Source organism: Thauera sp. SWB20, assembly GCF_000831325.1.
Lineage (GTDB): Bacteria > Pseudomonadota > Gammaproteobacteria > Burkholderiales > Rhodocyclaceae > Thauera > Thauera aminoaromatica.
The window spans coordinates 42506-57815 of the sequence record NZ_JTDM01000018.1 but is presented as its reverse complement, the minus strand read 5'-3'; the positions used below and the strand labels follow the sequence as shown (position 1 = coordinate 57815).

Sequence of the window (15310 nt, the reverse complement as noted above, 5' to 3'; positions counted from 1 at the left end):
GGGGGCTCCCGGTCAGTGGTCGTGGCTGGCGCCGGCCTTGCCGAGCTCCGCCTTGATGACATAGCTGTTCTTCGCCGCGTAGCGCTCGCCCGCCTGCAGGCCTGCCAGCACCTCCACGTGTCGGCCGTCGCTGCGACCCAGTTCGAGCGGGCGCGCTTCGAAGGCGTCGCCGTAGCGGCCGAACACCACCTTCCAGTCGCGCAGATCCTGGACGGCGTCCACCGCGACCGCGACCGGCACCTTCGTTTCCGCGGCGACGACGGTGACGGACACCGGCAATCCCGGTCGCCAGACACCGGAGGGGTTCTGCACCACGATGCGGGCGATGCCGGTACGGGACTGCTCGCCGATCAGCGGGCTGATGAAGGTGACCCTGCCCGGCGCCGACGCGTCGAAGGCGCTGGCGCGGATCGTTACCGTCTGGCCTGCGGCGAGCGCACCCAGATCCTGCGCGGACACCGGCGCCTCCACCCATACCGACGACAGGTCCGAGACGGTGAAGACCGCGGCGTCCTCCTTGACCGCTTCGCCGACCGACAGGCGTTTGTCGGTCACGACCCCGTCGATCGGGGAGCGAAGCTCATAGCGCGTGAGTGCGCCGCCGCCCGAAGCAACGCTGCCCAGTGTGGCGAGCTTCTGTTGTGCGCTCTGTACGGCAATCTCGCCTTCCTGCATGACGGTGCGCGCCTGCAGCATGTCCTGCTCGGGCGAGATCTTCTCCTGCCACAACGTCCTTTCACGCTCGTAGGTGGTCCGCGCGAGTGCGAGACGACGCTGCGCGGCCAACAATTCGGTACGCTGGTCGGCGAGCAATTGACTGCTCAGCACGGCGAGCACCTGTCCCTTGCGCACACGTTCGCCTGCGCTGACCGCCACCGACTCCACCAGGCCGGCCAGCCGCGGGACGACCTGCACGGTACGATCACTGTTGTAGCGCACCTCTCCCAGTAACTCGAGCGCTGTTCCGATCGTGGCCGGCCCCGCTTCGGCGAGCTCGATTCCGGCGCCCTGGAGCTGTGCATCGGTCATGGTGACGCGGGCCTCGACCTGTTCGTAGCCGAGCTGGTAGCGTTTTCCTTCGTAGTCCGCCTGTACCTTGACCGCAAAGGAGTGCGGCTCGGCCACGACCGCATCGCCCTTGAGGTAGTCACCTTCCTTGATGAAGCTGAAACGTTGCGGCGACTGCCCCAACCGCTCGAGGACAAGCTGGATCTGGCTCTGCGCGACATCGAGCGGCTTGCCATCCCAGTACGTGTAGAGCCGGAATTGAGGTTCCGCCCCGGTTTCGAAGATCGTCACCTCGATGCCGTAGCGGCCATCGGTGAGCAGCTTGCCGCCGTGTGGACCTTTGGCCGGTTCGGCGGCGGCCTCGTGGTGCTCTTCATCGGCATGCGAGGCATCGTCGGCGTGGTCGGTCGACTTGGCCTGACCGTGATGCTCCTCCTCGGCGTGCCCGGGCGCCTCCGGATGGGCGGCATGCCCATGTTCGTCAGTGACGGACTTGTTGCCATCGGTCGCAAGAATCGCTGCACCCAACGCGAGCCCGACGACAAGCACCGCGACGATCGCCCAGGGTGTGTTCTTCGGTTTGGTTTCTGCCATTTCACTCTCCAGTGCGCCGGACCGTTGCCGACGCGAGCGGGGTTTCGGTTGATTCGTCAAGGCCGAGCAGCCGGTCGAGGTCCGCGCGGGCGCGGTGGGTATCGGCCAGTGTGCGCAGGTACTGGCTGCGGGCCTGCAGCAGCGTGCGCTGCGCATCGAGCGCTTCGAGGAAGCTGAATTTCCCCAGCTCGAAGCCCTTCGCCGCCGCGTCGTAGGCACTTTGGGCGCCGGGCAGCACCTGCTCGGCGAAGAGCTGGGCTTCCTGGCGTAGCGACGCCAGGCGCGCACGGGTCTCCCGCGCTTCGGCCGACACCTGCAACTGGCTGGCGGAGAGTTCTTCCCGAGCCTTCTCCTCGCGCTTGAGCGCCTCGAGCAGGTTGCCCCGATTCGTATCGAAGATCGGCAACGGGACGGACAGGCCGAGGATGGCCTGGTTGCGCCCCAACTCTTCAGACCGCTTCGCGCCCAGGCTGACGGTGATGTCCGGGATTCGGCGCGCCTTCTCGAGTTCCGTCAGCGCCTGCCGTCGGTCGATCTCCAGTCGGGCGCGGCGCAGGGCCGGCGCGTTGTCGAGCGAGCGCTCGAGATCGGCCATCGACGGCACCGCGGGCAACGCATCGAGCTGGGCGTCCAGCCTCCAGGACAGGCCTCTGGGCTCGCCAAGCAAGGCCGCCAGCCGCGCCTGCGCACCGACCCATTCACTGCGCGCCTGACTCAGCTCGACCTGTACGCCCGCTTGCGCAACGTGGGCCTTGGTCTCTTCGATGGGCGCCACCTTGCCGGCCTTGACGCGCTGGCCGGCGGCCCGGCTTGCCCGCTGGGCGAGTTCCATGGCCTGCTCGGCCAGGCGCACGCGCTCCTGCGCGGTCAGCGCGTCGTAATACGCGGAGGTGACGGACGCGCGTATCGCAAGTCGCTTTGCCGCGAGTTCCTCGGTGGCGATGTCGTGGCCGCGCTCGGCCGCCAGCATGCGCGCCGCGCGTTTTCCGCCCATCTCGATCGGCTGATTGAGCTGGAGCGTCGTCGTCCGCGTCTGACGCTGGGTGTCTTCGAGCAGGTAGGCGATTTCGGGGTTCGGGCGGCTCTGCGCTTGCTGGCTCGCGCCGGCCATCACCTCCACCTCGAGCCGCGATGCGGCCAGCTCCGGGTTCTGTGCGTAGGCCAGCGCATGCGCCTGGCCTAGCGACAGGGCGCCATTCACTGCCGCATCGCCGGCAGCCGGCTGCGAACGCCATGCTGGCGCTGGCGCGGCTGGCGCGGAAGTGGGCGGGTTCTGCGCCCACGTCATGAGGGGAAAGCACAGTGCGACGCACAGGCCGATGCCGCGCGAAGGGTCGATCTTCGTCATTGAGTCCTCGTCTGGACGGCGTCAGGCTCGCTCGGGCGATGCGCCCGGCGAGACGGATCAAAAGGAAACCGACGAGGGCGGCCACGCGACCGGTGCTCAACCGATGCGTGGATCCATGAAACCCGAACTCGTCGGCGGAATCAGACGAGGAGGGATGCGGGCGGGCGAAGGAGGTTGTCCGGCGGCGGCTCGGACAGCGGGGAGCGATAGGGACTGTCGCCCGAGCGGTCCGGGAAGACCTCGAGACTGTGCGTGGCGGCAAACAGGGCGTGCGGGCTATGGCTGTGGTCGTGATCGGCGCTGCAACTGGCGTCACACGCCTTGCTCGTCCCGTGATCCGAGCGCTCGGTGCCGTCACGGTCCGCATGATCGTGCGTGTGATGACCCAGATGAGCGCGCTTCAGGGAACCGCCTTCGTGCGAGCAAAATGCCGCCACGGCCGCGGTGCTCCACTGCAGCGGCAGAAAAAACACGAGGAGGACGATCAGAAGCTTGCGCACGCACCGATTCTACAGGAGGTCTCAGGGTTGGAAATGGGGTGGCATCAATCCGTGGCGCGAACTGGAGGCTCAGTTCGCGCCATAGAGTTCCTCCATGTAAGCGCGCTCGGCAGGCGTCACGTTCTTGAGTTCCTGCAGGACCTGCTCTCGCGTTTTGCCGGGGCCCGCGTTCGTGTCCGGCATCGGCAGACCACGCCGGAAGTATTCATAACTTCCGTCTGCCTTGGCCTGCTCAAGCTCGCGCATCACGTCAGCGCGGGTCTTGGTGCTTTCACCATGGTCGGGATGAAACGTCCAGCCCACCTCGGTCGTCGTGCGATGCCAGACGTCCGCGTACGAGACGGTCGGTGCGACCAGAAGGCTGGCGACGAGCGCAGTGGAAGTGAGTATGCGAGCGACCATGATGGAACTCCTGTCGAATCATCCGTGGCGCCAGACCGGTTTGGGCCTGCCGATGCCTTGAGGGTCAAGGCGTGAATCGACTATACGGAGGCCGCTTCGTCAGTTTGCGAACTGCCGCATTACGTTTTTGTAATGTCCGGCTCAGCCGGTTCTTGACATAATTCGATCATGAAAGTCCTGGTGATTGAAGACGAGCCCAAGCTTGCCGACTATCTTCGCAAGGCCTTGTCTGAGAGCAGCTACGTTGTCGATGTCGCCAATGACGGGGCCACCGGACTGCACTTCGCCCGCGAAGGGCAATACGATCTGATCCTGCTGGATGTCATGCTGCCGGTCGTCGACGGCTTCGGTGTCCTGAACGAACTGCGCAAGAGTAATCAGGTTCCGGTCCTCATGCTGACGGCGCGCGACAGGATCGAAGACCGGGTACGGGGGCTACAGGACGGCGCCGACGATTACCTCGGCAAACCGTTTGCGCTGTCCGAACTGCTCGCGCGGGTGCAGGCCTTGATGCGCCGGGGTGCCCTTTCCGCGTCACCCGCGGCGGAACTCAACATGCTTCGCCTCGAAGACCTCGAACTCGACCTGATGCGCCGCAGGGCGACCCGCGGCGGGCTGCGGCTGGAGCTGACCGCCAAGGAGTTCACGCTACTGACGTTGCTGCTGCGCCGGCAGGGGGAGGTCCTCTCCCGCACCGTCCTGGCCGAGCAGGTCTGGGACATGAATTTCGACAGCAATACCAATGTCGTCGAAGTCGCCGTTCGCCGCCTGCGCGGGAAACTGGACGATCCCTTCGACCGGAAGCTTCTGCACACGGTCCGGGGGATGGGCTACGTGCTCGAAAGCCGGGAAGAATGAAACCGGCGGCCCCTCGTTCGCTGCGCCGGTGGCTCTCGCGAGGGCTTGCCCTCCTGACCCTCGTCGGCTTGGGTCTGGTCTGCGCAGCCGTGTATGTGGCCACACACTTGAGTCTGGCGTCCCGGCAGGCGGTTTCGCTCGAGCAACATCGTCAGGTGATTGAACATCTCGTTGAAGAGATTACGACCCCGGACGACCTGGCCATCTTGCGTCACAAGCTCGACGACTTTTTTGCCGGTCGATCCGATCTGCGCTTGCGCCTGCGCTCGGCATCGGGCCAGTGGGTCTACGGCGCCGATGATCGAGGCCTCCTCATGCTCGCAAACGAGAAGCGGGTGGTCTTCGATATTGCTTCTCCAACACATCCCTTTGCCCCGATGCAGGCAGAACTGGCCTTGGACGTTGCATCCGACGATCAGTTGCTGCGCGGACTTGCATGGACACTGGCCGCCTGCGCCTTGACGGGCACGATCGCGATTTCATTGGGAGGAGCGTGGCTGGTGCGTCGAGCGCTCGAGCCGGTCAACGAACTGGCGCAACAGGCGATGCGTCTCGTCCCCGAACGGCTCGCAGAACGGCTCGACGGCGCCGCGCAGGCAGAGGAAGTGCAGCCGCTGGTTCAGCAGTTCAACGCCGTGCTCGAACGCTTGCAGGGAGCGTACATCCAATTGGAAGGTTTCAACGCAGACGTCGCACACGAACTGCGAACCCCCTTGACGACGCTGATAGGGCAGACGGAACTGGCGCTGAAGGGCAAAGGTGACGCGGCTGAGCTTCGCGACATCATGGGTTCAAACCTCGAAGAGCTACACCGTCTTTCGAGTCTCGTGCACGACATGCTGTTCCTGTCCAATGCAGACCGGGGCGTCAAGGCACGCACCCGCACGATCAGCAGTCTTGCCGCGCTTGCGCGTGAAGTCGCCGAGTACCATGAGGCCCCGCTGCTCGAGGCGCGGCTCACGATCGGGATCATTGGCGATGCCGTAGCGTGCGTCGATAGTCGTCTCGTTCGGCAGGCACTGTCGAACCTTTTGTCGAATGCCACCCGATACGCGCAACCTGGCACGACGATCGAGGTCGATATCCACGAAGCGGCGCCGGGAGAAGTCGCGTTATCCGTTACCAATACGGGTCCCGAGATTGCCGAAGAGCACCTTTCTCGCCTCTTTGACCGTTTCTACCGGGTCGATGCTGCGCGCAAGCATGGCGAGGATAACAACTATGGCTTGGGCCTTGCGGTTGTTGCCGCGATCGCGCGCATGCATGGCGGGCGGACGTTTGCTCGTTCCTCTCACGGAATGACGACGATCGGATTCTCGGTTCCGTACAGCGACCGGTAGCGCTCGTCAGCCCCAGCTCCGCAGCGGCTGCTCGCATGCGCGATACTTCTCCTCCACCGCTGTTCGGTCCCTCATCCTGCGCGTTCGGTCGCGCGCAAGAGGCGCATGCCGTTGAACACGACGAGCAGGCTCGCGCCCATGTCGGCAAACACGGCCATCCACATCGTGGCCGACCCCAGAAGAGCGAGCACCAGAAAAACGCTCTTGATGCCGAGCGCCAGGGTAATGTTCTGCCACAACACCGAATGCGTGCGCCGCGACAAACGGATCGTCTCGGGTATACGGCGCAGATCGTCGTTCATGATCACGATGTCGGCCGCCTCCATGGCCGTATCGGTACCCGCCGCGCCCATGGCGATCCCCATGTCGGCCTGAGCAAGTGCCGGCGCATCGTTGATGCCATCCCCTGTCATTGCCGTAGGACCATATCGGCGCTGCAGGTCGCGAATCGCAGCGAGTTTGTCTTCAGGCAATAGATTGCCGCGGGCATCCTCGATACCGGCCTGCGCGGCAATCGACCGTGCGGTCGCTTCATTATCGCCGGTCAGCATCACCGGGGTGACACCCAGCGCACGCAATTCGGCAATGGCAGTCCGGGACGATGCCTTGATCGTGTCCGCGACCGCGAACAGGCCCAGCACCTTCTTCGACGAGGCCAGCAGCGTGACAGTGCGTCCTTGCGATTCGTGCTCCGCCAGCCGTGCCTCGAGTTCAGTACTGCACTGGCCGCGATCTTCGATCAAACGGTGGTTACCCAGAACATGGACGTCGTCGCCAACGCGCCCTTGAACACCGCGCCCCGCGAGGGCATTGAATTCGTCGACGGCCTCCAGCGGGTGGTCGAGCCCGGCCGCAATGGCTTTCGAGACCGGATGGTCCGAGTGGGCGGCAAGGCTTGCGGCAAGGCTCCCGGTTCGCTGCTCGGTATGGTCGGCGGAGATGGCGTCGAAGGCCACGAGGCGTGGCTTGCCTTCGGTCACAGTGCCGGTCTTGTCAAGCGCGATCGCCTTGATCTTGCGCGCATCCTCGAGGTACGTTCCACCCTTGATCAGAATGCCCCGTCGTGCAGCCGCGGTGAGCCCGCTCACTACGGTCACCGGTGTGGAGATGACCAGCGCGCAGGGACAAGCGATGACGAGCAGGACCAGCGCCTTGTAGAGCGCATCGAGCCAGGGCCAGCCGAATCCCAACGGTCCGACGATCGCCACCGCCAGCGCGATCACGAAGATGGCGGGCGTATAGATCGCCGCGAAACGGTCGACGAATCGCTGCGTGGGCGCCCGCGTGCTCTGTGCTTGTTCCACGGCATGAATGATGCGTGCCAGCGTCGTATTGCTCGCCACGGCCGTCACGCGGCATTCGAGCAACCCGGTCTCATTGATCGTCCCGGCAAAGACGAGATCGCCGGGTTGCTTGTCGACGGGAATACTTTCGCCGGTGACCGGTGCCTGGTTGATCGCACTGTTTCCGACGGTCACGACACCATCGAGTGGCACACGCTCGCCGGGTTTGACGCGAATGATGGCCTCCAGAGGCACCGAGGCGGCCGCGACGCGCACCCAACTTCCGTCCACCTGCCTCACCTCGGCTTCGTCAGGGGCCAGGGCCATCAGGCTCGTGATCGCATTGCGTGCCTGGTCGACCGCGCGCGCCTCGATCAACTCGGCGATGGCATAGAGCGCCATGACCATGGCCGCCTCGGGCCACTGGCCAATCACGAATGCGCCGGTGACGGCGACGGACATCAGGGCATTGATGTTCAGGCGAGCACGACTGAGCGCGACGAGCCCCTTCTTATAAACGCTCAAACCCGACAAGCCGATTGCCGCAGCAGCGAGGGCCATACCCACGACCTTGACCAGGAGGGTTGCCGGTGCAAAGTAGGCCAATGCTTCAGCGCCCACCGCCAAGATCAGGGCACCGATCAGCCGTGCGAGCCCAGCTCCGATTCGCCGATCGTCGTCAGCGGACTCGGCTTGCAACGTCTGGCCGGACTGCCCCGCATCGACGAGATGGATCTCGAAGCCCGCCGCACGTATTGCATCTTGTGCCTGTTGCTGCACGGCGGCTCCGGCCGTGATCGTAAGCGTACGCGTACCCAGCGCGAAGCCAAGCCGGCGAACCCCGACGACCGACGACAGCGCCTGTCGGATCTCCAACTCTTCGGCAGCGCAATCCATTGCCGGGATGCGGTAAGCCGTACTCTCGGCCGCCGCACCGGGCAAAGGCTGCTGCGACGGCGTCGCGTCATGCGCGCATGCATACCCGACCTTGCAGAGATCGGCATCTTCAGTCACTTTGTTCATGATCACGCGTCCTTGACGCCATTGAAAACCCTGTAGTGACCACAGAGTCAACCACTTACCCTAATCAGCGCCTCCCCGGTCGGGCAGTCCATGTGGGTGATGACGAAAACGGATTGCTTCATGGTGGTCCTGCACGAGGAATGCAACGGTCGCTCGCGGGGCATGACACCGAAGTGACCGCCCCGGGACGGCTCACTTCGGCTGCGGCTGCTGCGACATCCACTGCTGATGCTGCATCATTTGATCCATCATCATCTGCTGCATCGGCATGTATTGCTCCATCATGAATTGGCGCTGCTTGAGTTGCTCGGGCGTCAGACGCCGGTAGTCCCCCCACATGGGCCCGCCCATCATGCGGCCGCCCATACGGCCCTGGCCCATCATCGGCGCCCCGCCGCAACACCCCATCATCCCCGGTGCCCACATGCCGTGCATCATCTGCATGTTGTTCTGCATCGTGGTCCAGTGGTCCTGGAGCAGTTTCTGCCGCGCCTGGGGATCCTCCGTCTGGCGGATCCTGTCCATCTGCTCCTGCATCGCTCTCATGTTCTCCTGCACCTGCGCCATCTGCTTGTCAAAGTCCGTCGTGCCGGGGGCCTCCTGTTTCGTCTGCCCGCCCGCGCCGGCTGGCGGGTCGGCGGCAAAGAGGGACGGCGCCGGCATCGCGAGGGCCGCGGCCAATCCCAACGTGATCAATGGTTTCATCTTGCGCTCCTTTCGAGGGTTCCCTGAGTCCTGCCCGCTGCGGCAGTGTCAACATTGAAAACCCTGTAGTCGCTCCGGGGTCAACGGCTTAGCATGAGCAATCGTGCGAGGAGGTGTCATGCGGATCGGAGAACTTGGCCAGGCGACCGGCGTCGATGTCGAAACGATTCGCTACTACGAGAAGGCGAGGTTGCTGCCGCCGCCCGCCCGGGCAGCGAATGGCTACCGCGCCTACGGCGCGGCACACCTGGAACGCCTGAGCTTCGTCCGCCACTGTCGGGCGCTTGACATGTCGCTTGCGGAGATCAGGCACCTGCTCGATTTCGTCGCCCACCCGGAGGCCGATTGCGGTGAGATCAACCGGCTGATCGACGAGCATCTCGGACGGGTGCGGGCGCGGTTGAAGTCCCTGAACGCCCTGGAGAATCAGTTGGTGGCGTTGCGGGCGAGCTGCGGGGCCGGGCACGTGGCTGCGGACTGCGGCATCCTGCACGAACTGGAGGCCGCCGCCCATGGCGAGGCGTGCGTATGCCATCCGGCGGGGAGAAAACATCCAGCAGTGACGACGCAAAAAGCGAAGGAACGTTGATCGGCGCTGCGTTGCGGCGGCTGGTCAACGAGTCTTAACGGTAACCGGTCACTGAGCGGCGTTCTTTGCCCGCCCGCGCCCACGCGGAACAATCCCTCCCACATTCATCAGGGAGGAGCCGGCAGTGACCAGGGCGACAGCGACCAACAACAAGTGGCGGCGGCGTAGCCGCCAGGAGTGGGAAACCGTCTTTGCGCGGTTTGCCGCGAGCGGCCTGGGGATCGAGCCGTTCTGCGCCCGTGAGGGACTCAGCGAGTCGACTTTCCGGCGCTGGCGTCGCCTGCTGGGCGAACCGAGTACGCAGCCCGCCGCGCCGGTGATGGAGCCCACCGGCTTCGTCGACGCCGGCACGCTCAAACTCGGAGGCACCGGTCGCCTCGAACTGCGGCTCGATCTGGGCGACGGCGTGATCCTTCACCTGTCGCGCGGCTGATGTTCTTCCCCGAAGGCGCAGTCCGGGTCCATGTCTATGGCCGCCCGGTCGACATGCGCAAATCCTTCGACGGCCTGTACGCGCTCACACGCCAGGCGCTCGGCTGCGATCCGCTGTCGGGCGAGCTGTTCGTGTTCATCAACCGGCGCGGCACGCAGATGAAGGTGCTGTACTGGGACCGCACCGGATTCTGCGTGTGGGCCAAGCGCCTCGAGCAGGGTCGTTTCGTGTCGAACTGGGCGCACGTCAGCACGCGTCAGATGGACTGGACCGGGCTCAAGCTCTTGCTCGAAGGCATCGAGCCGGTCCGCTACAAGCGCCGTTTCAGATTACCTACAAACGCCGTGCAGCCCGCATGAATGCTGGGCTCTGCGGTAAAATCTGTGCCATGTCCGCACCGCACTGCACCCCCGTTCCGACCCTTGCCGAGGCCGCCCAGTGGGCGCCCGAGCAGATCGTCGGACTGGCGCAGGCGAACGTCGCCTTGCAGCGCGACATGGATGCGATGCGCCTCGAGTTTGCGGCGCTCAAGCATCAGCTCGAGTGGTTCCGCCGCCAGCTCTTCGGCCAGAAGAGCGAGAAGCGCGTGGTTTCACCCGACCCGACGCAGATGCATCTGGGTGAGTTGCCGATCCCCGACACGCAGCCCGTCTCCCCAGGCAAGAGCGTAGCCGGACACACCCGTCGTGCCTCGCACACCGACTTCGCCCAGAGCAAGGACGAATCGGCGCTGTTCTTCGACGAGACGCGCGTCCCGGTCGAGACCATCACGCTCGCCAACCCCGAGATCGAGGGCCTCACCGCCGAGCAGTTCGAGGTGATCGGCGAGAAGGTCAGCCACCGCCTGGCGCAGCGCCCGGGCAGCTACGTGATCCTCAAGTACGTGCGCCCGGTCATCAAGCGCCGCGACACGCAGACGATCCACTGCCCGGCGGCCCCCGCCGGGGTGATCGACGGTAGCCGCGCCGACGTGAGCTTCATCGCCGGGCTCATCACCGACAAGTTCTGCTACCACCAGCCGCTGTACCGCCAGCATCAGCGGCTCGGGGACAACGGCATCCGGGTCTCGCGCCCGTGGCTCACGCAGCTCACCCACGCGGCGCTCGCGCTGCTCGAGCCGGTCTTTACGGCCCAGTTCGACTCGATCCGCGCAAGTCGCATCAAGGCGATGGACGAGACCCCGATCAAGGCCGGGCGCGCCGGCCCGGGGAAGATGAAGGGCGGCTACTTCTGGCCGGTGTATGGCGAGCGCGACGAAATCTGCTTCGCCTATCACGAGGGGCGTAGTGGCAAACACATTGCGCAGACCCTGGGGACCGACCCACCGCCCGAGGGGGCGGTGCTGCTCACCGACGGCTACGCGGCCTACGAACGTTACGCACAAAAATGCGGGCTCACGCGCGCGCAATGCTGGGCGCACTCGAGAAGAAAATTCTTCGAGGCCCAGTCGATCGAGCCCGAACGGGCGACGCAGGCATTGGAGATGATCGGCCAGCTCTACGCGGTAGAGCAGCACATCCGTGAGGCACAACTCATCGGCGAGGCACGCCGCGCATACCGGCTCGCCCAGGCCAAGCCGATGGTCGACCGGTTCTTCGACTGGGTCGGCGCCCAATTCGAATCCCAGGGGCTACTGCCGAGCTCACCGCTGACCACTGCCCTGGCCTACGTGCGTGAGCGCCGGGCCGCCCTCGAGGTCTACCTCGCCGACCCCGAGGTGCCGATCGACACCAACCACCTCGAGCGGGCGCTACGCGTAGTGCCGATGGGCCGCCGCAACTGGCTCTTCTGCTGGACCGAGGTCGGCGCGAAATACGTGGGGATCGCGCAGAGCCTGATCGCCACCTGTCGCCTGCACGACATCGACCCCTATGCCTATCTGGTCGATGTGCTCCAGCGCGTCGGCCAGCACCCTGCCGCCGATGTCGCGCAACTCACCCCAAGGCTGTGGAAGCAACACTTCGCGGCCAATCCGCTTCGATCCGATCTCCACCCGCGCTCGAAGTAGGCAAGAACGCCGCTCGGTTACCGCTTACTCTTAACGTACGATTTTTTCCCGTTTTCTGAGACGACCCTAAGATGAAAAAGATGATGGCTCAGATGGGCTCGGGCGGCGAAGGCCCCATGGACATGATGCAGAAGATGATGGGGCAGATGGGAAGTCAGCCCGGCGGCGAGGCCGGCAACCCCATGCAGCAGATGATAGGAATGTGCTCGGAAATCCTGGCGGCCATCCACAAGACCACGTCGATGGCCGCCTTTGCTAAGCCCGAACTTCACACCCTGTTCGGCGAGTGGATGGAAAGCCTGGAACGTGAGGCGCTCGCGGCACTGGACGACCAGGGCGCGGCAGATGCAACGGCCCTGGCGACCAAGCTCAAGATCAGCGAGGCAAGCGCAATTCATGTTGTTGCGCACCTTGCCAGCAAGGGCAAGGTAAGTCTGAGCGTCCGCGCCACCGGGCAAGGTGCGCCGTGAGTCCCATTGTCCTGGAGTCCGTGTTGACGTGCCCACGCTGTGGATATGCCCAGCAGGAAACCATGCCGACCGACGCCTGCCAGTTCTTCTACGAGTGCTGCAACTGCAAGGCGTTGCTGCGCCCCAACCCCGGCGACTGCTGCGTGTTCTGTTCCTTCGGCTCGGTGAAATGCCCGCCGATTCAGGCGCAGCGCGGGTGTTGCGGGTAGCGCCCAGCTTTCACCGGCATCATCGACAGCCCGCCTTCGCGCGGGCTGTTTGCATCGTGGGGCTGAGGAACGGCTTAGCGTACGATTTTTTCCGTTTTCTGAGACGACCCGTCATTTGTCGGGGCGGTCAGGGCGAGGGGGACAGGCGTGATCAAAGCCCCTTCCACGCGTAGCGTAAGCCGATCCACGCACTGCGCGGCGTGCCGGGGGCGATGAACTGCTCGCGGCGCCATCCTTCTGGATCCGCTTCAAAGGTGTTGCCAGTACCGACGAATGGGTTTTCGGCCAGCGCGCCGGCCGTCGCATAGCGGCGGTCGAAGACATTGTCGACGCGCGCGAACAGCGTCCAGTCGCGCGCGAGCTTGTAGTCCGCGTTCAGGTTGACGATCGCGTAACCGCCGAGCTTGCCGCGGCCGCCCAAATCTTCGTCCGGCTCGTGGCGGTTGTTCTCGTTGCCCCGCACATACTGGCTAGAGTACGCGAGCAGGTCGGCGCCGATGCGTAGCGCGTCCGCGGCACGCCAGCCGAGGCCCAGCTTCAGGCTGTGCGTCGGCAGCCCGGGCAGGCGATCGCCGCGCTCGACGCGGATCTCGTCGTCGGGACAGCCGCCTTCGCCTTCGGTGCTGTTGTTCTCGGCGAGCATGCAGGCGGAGGACTGGAACGTCGCGTTGAGGTAGCTGTAGTTCACGCGCCAGTCGAGGACACCGGTCTCCCCGGAAAGGCCCAGTTCGACGCCTTCGCGGCGCGTGCGGCCGAAGTTGGTGAAGTAGCCGAGGCTGCCACCGGTGCCGACGAAGAGGATGTCGTCGCGGTTGGTGCTGCGGAAGGCGGTTGCATTCCACAGCATGTTGCCGGCGATTCTGCCGCGCACACCCAGCTCGAAAGTCCGCGTGACGACCTGGTCGAGGAAGGGGTCGGCGGCCATCGCATTGGGCAGGCTGCAGGCATTCTCGGGATCGGCGCACCCCAGCTCGATCGGCGTCGGCGCGCGGCTGCCTTGGGAGAAGCCGCCGTACACGGTAAGGGTCGGTGCGGCTTGCCAAGTGAGGCCCAGCGCGGGGTTGAGCTTGCGGTAGGTGAAGTCGCCGTTGAGGGCGTCACCCATGCGGTCGCGGTTTATCACCCGGGTGCGATTGAAGCGCAGCGAGCCGGTCAGATGCACGGTGGAGGCCAGCGCGACGGTGTCGGTGGCATAGACGCTGGTGGTTCGGGTACGGCCGAGTAGGCTGTTCACCTGCTCCTCGTCTTCGTCGGCCTCGATGCCACGATTGCCGGTGAGTTCGCCACCCTGCTCGCTCTGACGGAAGCTGGCACGGCTGCGGTCGTGGGACACCCCGACGGCAAACTGGTGGGCACCGGCGATACGGCTCCACTGCAGGGCCAGGCCCGCGGCGTTCTGGTCGGTACGGGTGCGGTTGAGCACACCGTTTTCCGGCCCCTCCCCGGCGGGAAAGCCGGCATCGGCCCATTCCTCGAACTCGTCCTCGTACTCGTCGTTGCCGTCGCCGTTGAGCGTGCGCGTGCGGGTGCGCCGGACATAGACGGTGCCGGAGATCTGGTCGTTGTCGCTCAGCCACTGACTGCCGGAGAGCGCCAGCAGGGTGCTGCGGTTCTTCGTCTGGTCGGGATGGGTGAAGATCGCTTCGCGCCGTTGGCGTTCCATGCTTTCGGGCACCAGGCCGTTGCCGATGAGATCGGTGTTGGCGTGGGCCAGCGTGAGGGCGAGATCGGTCGTCGCAGTGCTCCAGGCGAGCTTGCCGAACAGCTGGCCGACCTCCGAGGGAGAACGGTCGCGCCAGCCGTCCTCCTTCATCCCCTCGGCAGCGACAAACCAGGAGAGTTCGTCGCGCTTGCCGCCGTGTTCGACGGAGCCGCCGCGGCGACCAAAGGAGCCGCCGTACAGCTCGATCTCCCCGCCCGGGTGGGTGTCGCCGCGCTTGGTCTGGATCGCCAGCGCGCCGCCCAGGGTGTTCAGACCGTAGAGCGGATTGGAGCCCGGCACCAAGGCCAGCGTGGCGATCGCCGCCTGGGGGATCAGGTCCCAGTTCACGACGTCGCCGAAGGGCTCATTCACGCGCACGCCGTCGAGGAACACGGAGAGGCCCTGCGGCGTGCCGAGCAGGGGCGAGGCGGAGAAGCCGCGGTAATTCACGTCGGCCTGGTAGGGGTTGCCCTGGATCTCGTTGACATTGACGCTGGGCAGGCTGCGCTGCAGGTCTTCGGCGAGCGATTGGCCGCCCGCCTCGCGCAGACGCTGGCTGCTTAGGGTCTGGACGTTGGCGGGGACCTGGTCCTTGGGTAGGCCGATACCGGGCAGCGGCGTGGTCCCGACGACCTCCACCGGCGCGAGTTCGACGGTCTCGGCGGCGACAGCCGTCGCGGCGGGCCCCACAGAGGCGATGAAGAGGGCCAGCGCTTTGCGGATTGGTGCCCGGCTATCGTGCTGCATGATGCTCCTTGTGGTGCTCTGGTATGGGTCAGGTGGTCGTTCTCGCGGCCTTCGATTCGCTTGCAATTGGCCTGTGCCGAAATCCCGCCGG

Annotated in this window: 15 protein-coding genes; 8 read left to right on the top strand and 7 right to left on the bottom strand. The window is 65.2% G+C overall.

The window, feature by feature from the left end; genetic code table 11:
- Positions 1-12 precede the first annotated feature (12 nt).
- From PO78_RS10680 to PO78_RS10665, 4 genes are all read right to left on the bottom strand, one after another.
- Positions 13-1602 (bottom strand): efflux RND transporter periplasmic adaptor subunit, encoded by a 1590-nt coding sequence (locus PO78_RS10680; RefSeq protein WP_043743686.1) that lies wholly within the window; start codon positions 1600-1602, stop codon positions 13-15.
- A gap of 1 nt (position 1603) precedes the next feature.
- Positions 1604-2950: a TolC family protein gene (locus PO78_RS10675; RefSeq protein WP_231570685.1), complete on the bottom strand. Its 1347-nt coding sequence runs from the start codon at positions 2948-2950 to the stop codon at positions 1604-1606.
- A 140-nt stretch (positions 2951-3090) separates the two neighbouring features.
- A complete protein-coding gene (locus PO78_RS10670; RefSeq protein WP_034928692.1) occupies positions 3091-3450 on the bottom strand; it encodes a hypothetical protein in 360 nt (119 codons plus the stop codon).
- 69 nt (positions 3451-3519) lie between these two features.
- Positions 3520-3852 carry a DUF4148 domain-containing protein gene (locus PO78_RS10665; protein ID WP_043743683.1) on the bottom strand — a complete coding sequence of 111 codons (333 nt, stop codon included), beginning with the start codon at positions 3850-3852 and terminating at the stop codon, positions 3520-3522.
- Between the two features lie 168 nt (positions 3853-4020).
- Between PO78_RS10665 and PO78_RS10660 the strand changes: the two genes are divergently transcribed.
- Positions 4021-4710: a heavy metal response regulator transcription factor gene (locus PO78_RS10660; protein WP_034928687.1), complete on the top strand. Its 690-nt coding sequence runs from the start codon at positions 4021-4023 to the stop codon at positions 4708-4710.
- Positions 4707-6050: a heavy metal sensor histidine kinase gene (locus tag PO78_RS10655; RefSeq protein ID WP_043743678.1), complete on the top strand. Its 1344-nt coding sequence runs from the start codon at positions 4707-4709 to the stop codon at positions 6048-6050. The genes PO78_RS10660 and PO78_RS10655 overlap by 4 nt, the downstream gene beginning before the upstream one ends.
- A gap of 71 nt (positions 6051-6121) precedes the next feature.
- On the opposite strand, the gene PO78_RS10650 is transcribed toward PO78_RS10655, so the two are convergent.
- Both PO78_RS10650 and PO78_RS10645 read right to left on the bottom strand, forming a co-directional pair.
- A complete protein-coding gene (locus PO78_RS10650) occupies positions 6122-8356 on the bottom strand; it encodes a heavy metal translocating P-type ATPase (protein WP_197068765.1) in 2235 nt (744 codons plus the stop codon).
- 192 nt (positions 8357-8548) lie between these two features.
- Positions 8549-9061, bottom strand: a complete 513-nt coding sequence (locus tag PO78_RS10645) for a hypothetical protein (protein ID WP_034928684.1) — start codon at positions 9059-9061, stop codon at positions 8549-8551.
- A 118-nt stretch (positions 9062-9179) separates the two neighbouring features.
- Between PO78_RS10645 and cadR the strand changes: the two genes are divergently transcribed.
- The 6 genes from cadR (at position 9180) to PO78_RS10615 (ending at position 12770) form a co-directional block, all read left to right on the top strand.
- Positions 9180-9650 carry a Cd(II)/Pb(II)-responsive transcriptional regulator gene (gene cadR, locus PO78_RS10640; protein WP_043743675.1) on the top strand — a complete coding sequence of 157 codons (471 nt, stop codon included), beginning with the start codon at positions 9180-9182 and terminating at the stop codon, positions 9648-9650.
- A 124-nt stretch (positions 9651-9774) separates the two neighbouring features.
- The gene (tnpA, locus tag PO78_RS10635; RefSeq protein WP_043742008.1) at positions 9775-10083 is read left to right on the top strand and encodes an IS66 family insertion sequence element accessory protein TnpA; all 309 of its coding nucleotides are present in this window, start codon (positions 9775-9777) and stop codon (positions 10081-10083) included.
- Positions 10083-10442, top strand: coding sequence for an IS66 family insertion sequence element accessory protein TnpB (tnpB, locus tag PO78_RS10630; protein ID WP_043742005.1), 360 nt, complete (start codon positions 10083-10085; stop codon positions 10440-10442). Before tnpA ends, tnpB begins: the two co-directional genes overlap by 1 nt.
- Positions 10443-10471: 29 nt before the next feature.
- A complete protein-coding gene (gene tnpC, locus PO78_RS10625) occupies positions 10472-12091 on the top strand; it encodes an IS66 family transposase (protein ID WP_043742004.1) in 1620 nt (539 codons plus the stop codon).
- A 71-nt stretch (positions 12092-12162) separates the two neighbouring features.
- Positions 12163-12561, top strand: a complete 399-nt coding sequence (locus PO78_RS10620) for a hypothetical protein (protein ID WP_043743672.1) — start codon at positions 12163-12165, stop codon at positions 12559-12561.
- Positions 12558-12770: a GDCCVxC domain-containing (seleno)protein gene (locus PO78_RS10615; RefSeq protein WP_034928676.1), complete on the top strand. Its 213-nt coding sequence runs from the start codon at positions 12558-12560 to the stop codon at positions 12768-12770. Before PO78_RS10620 ends, PO78_RS10615 begins: the two co-directional genes overlap by 4 nt.
- Before the next feature lie 151 nt (positions 12771-12921).
- Here the strand turns inward: PO78_RS10615 and PO78_RS10610 are convergent, their stop codons facing one another.
- Entirely contained in the window at positions 12922-15219 is a 2298-nt protein-coding gene (locus tag PO78_RS10610) for a TonB-dependent receptor (RefSeq protein WP_043743663.1), read from the bottom strand.
- Positions 15220-15310 lie beyond the last annotated feature (91 nt).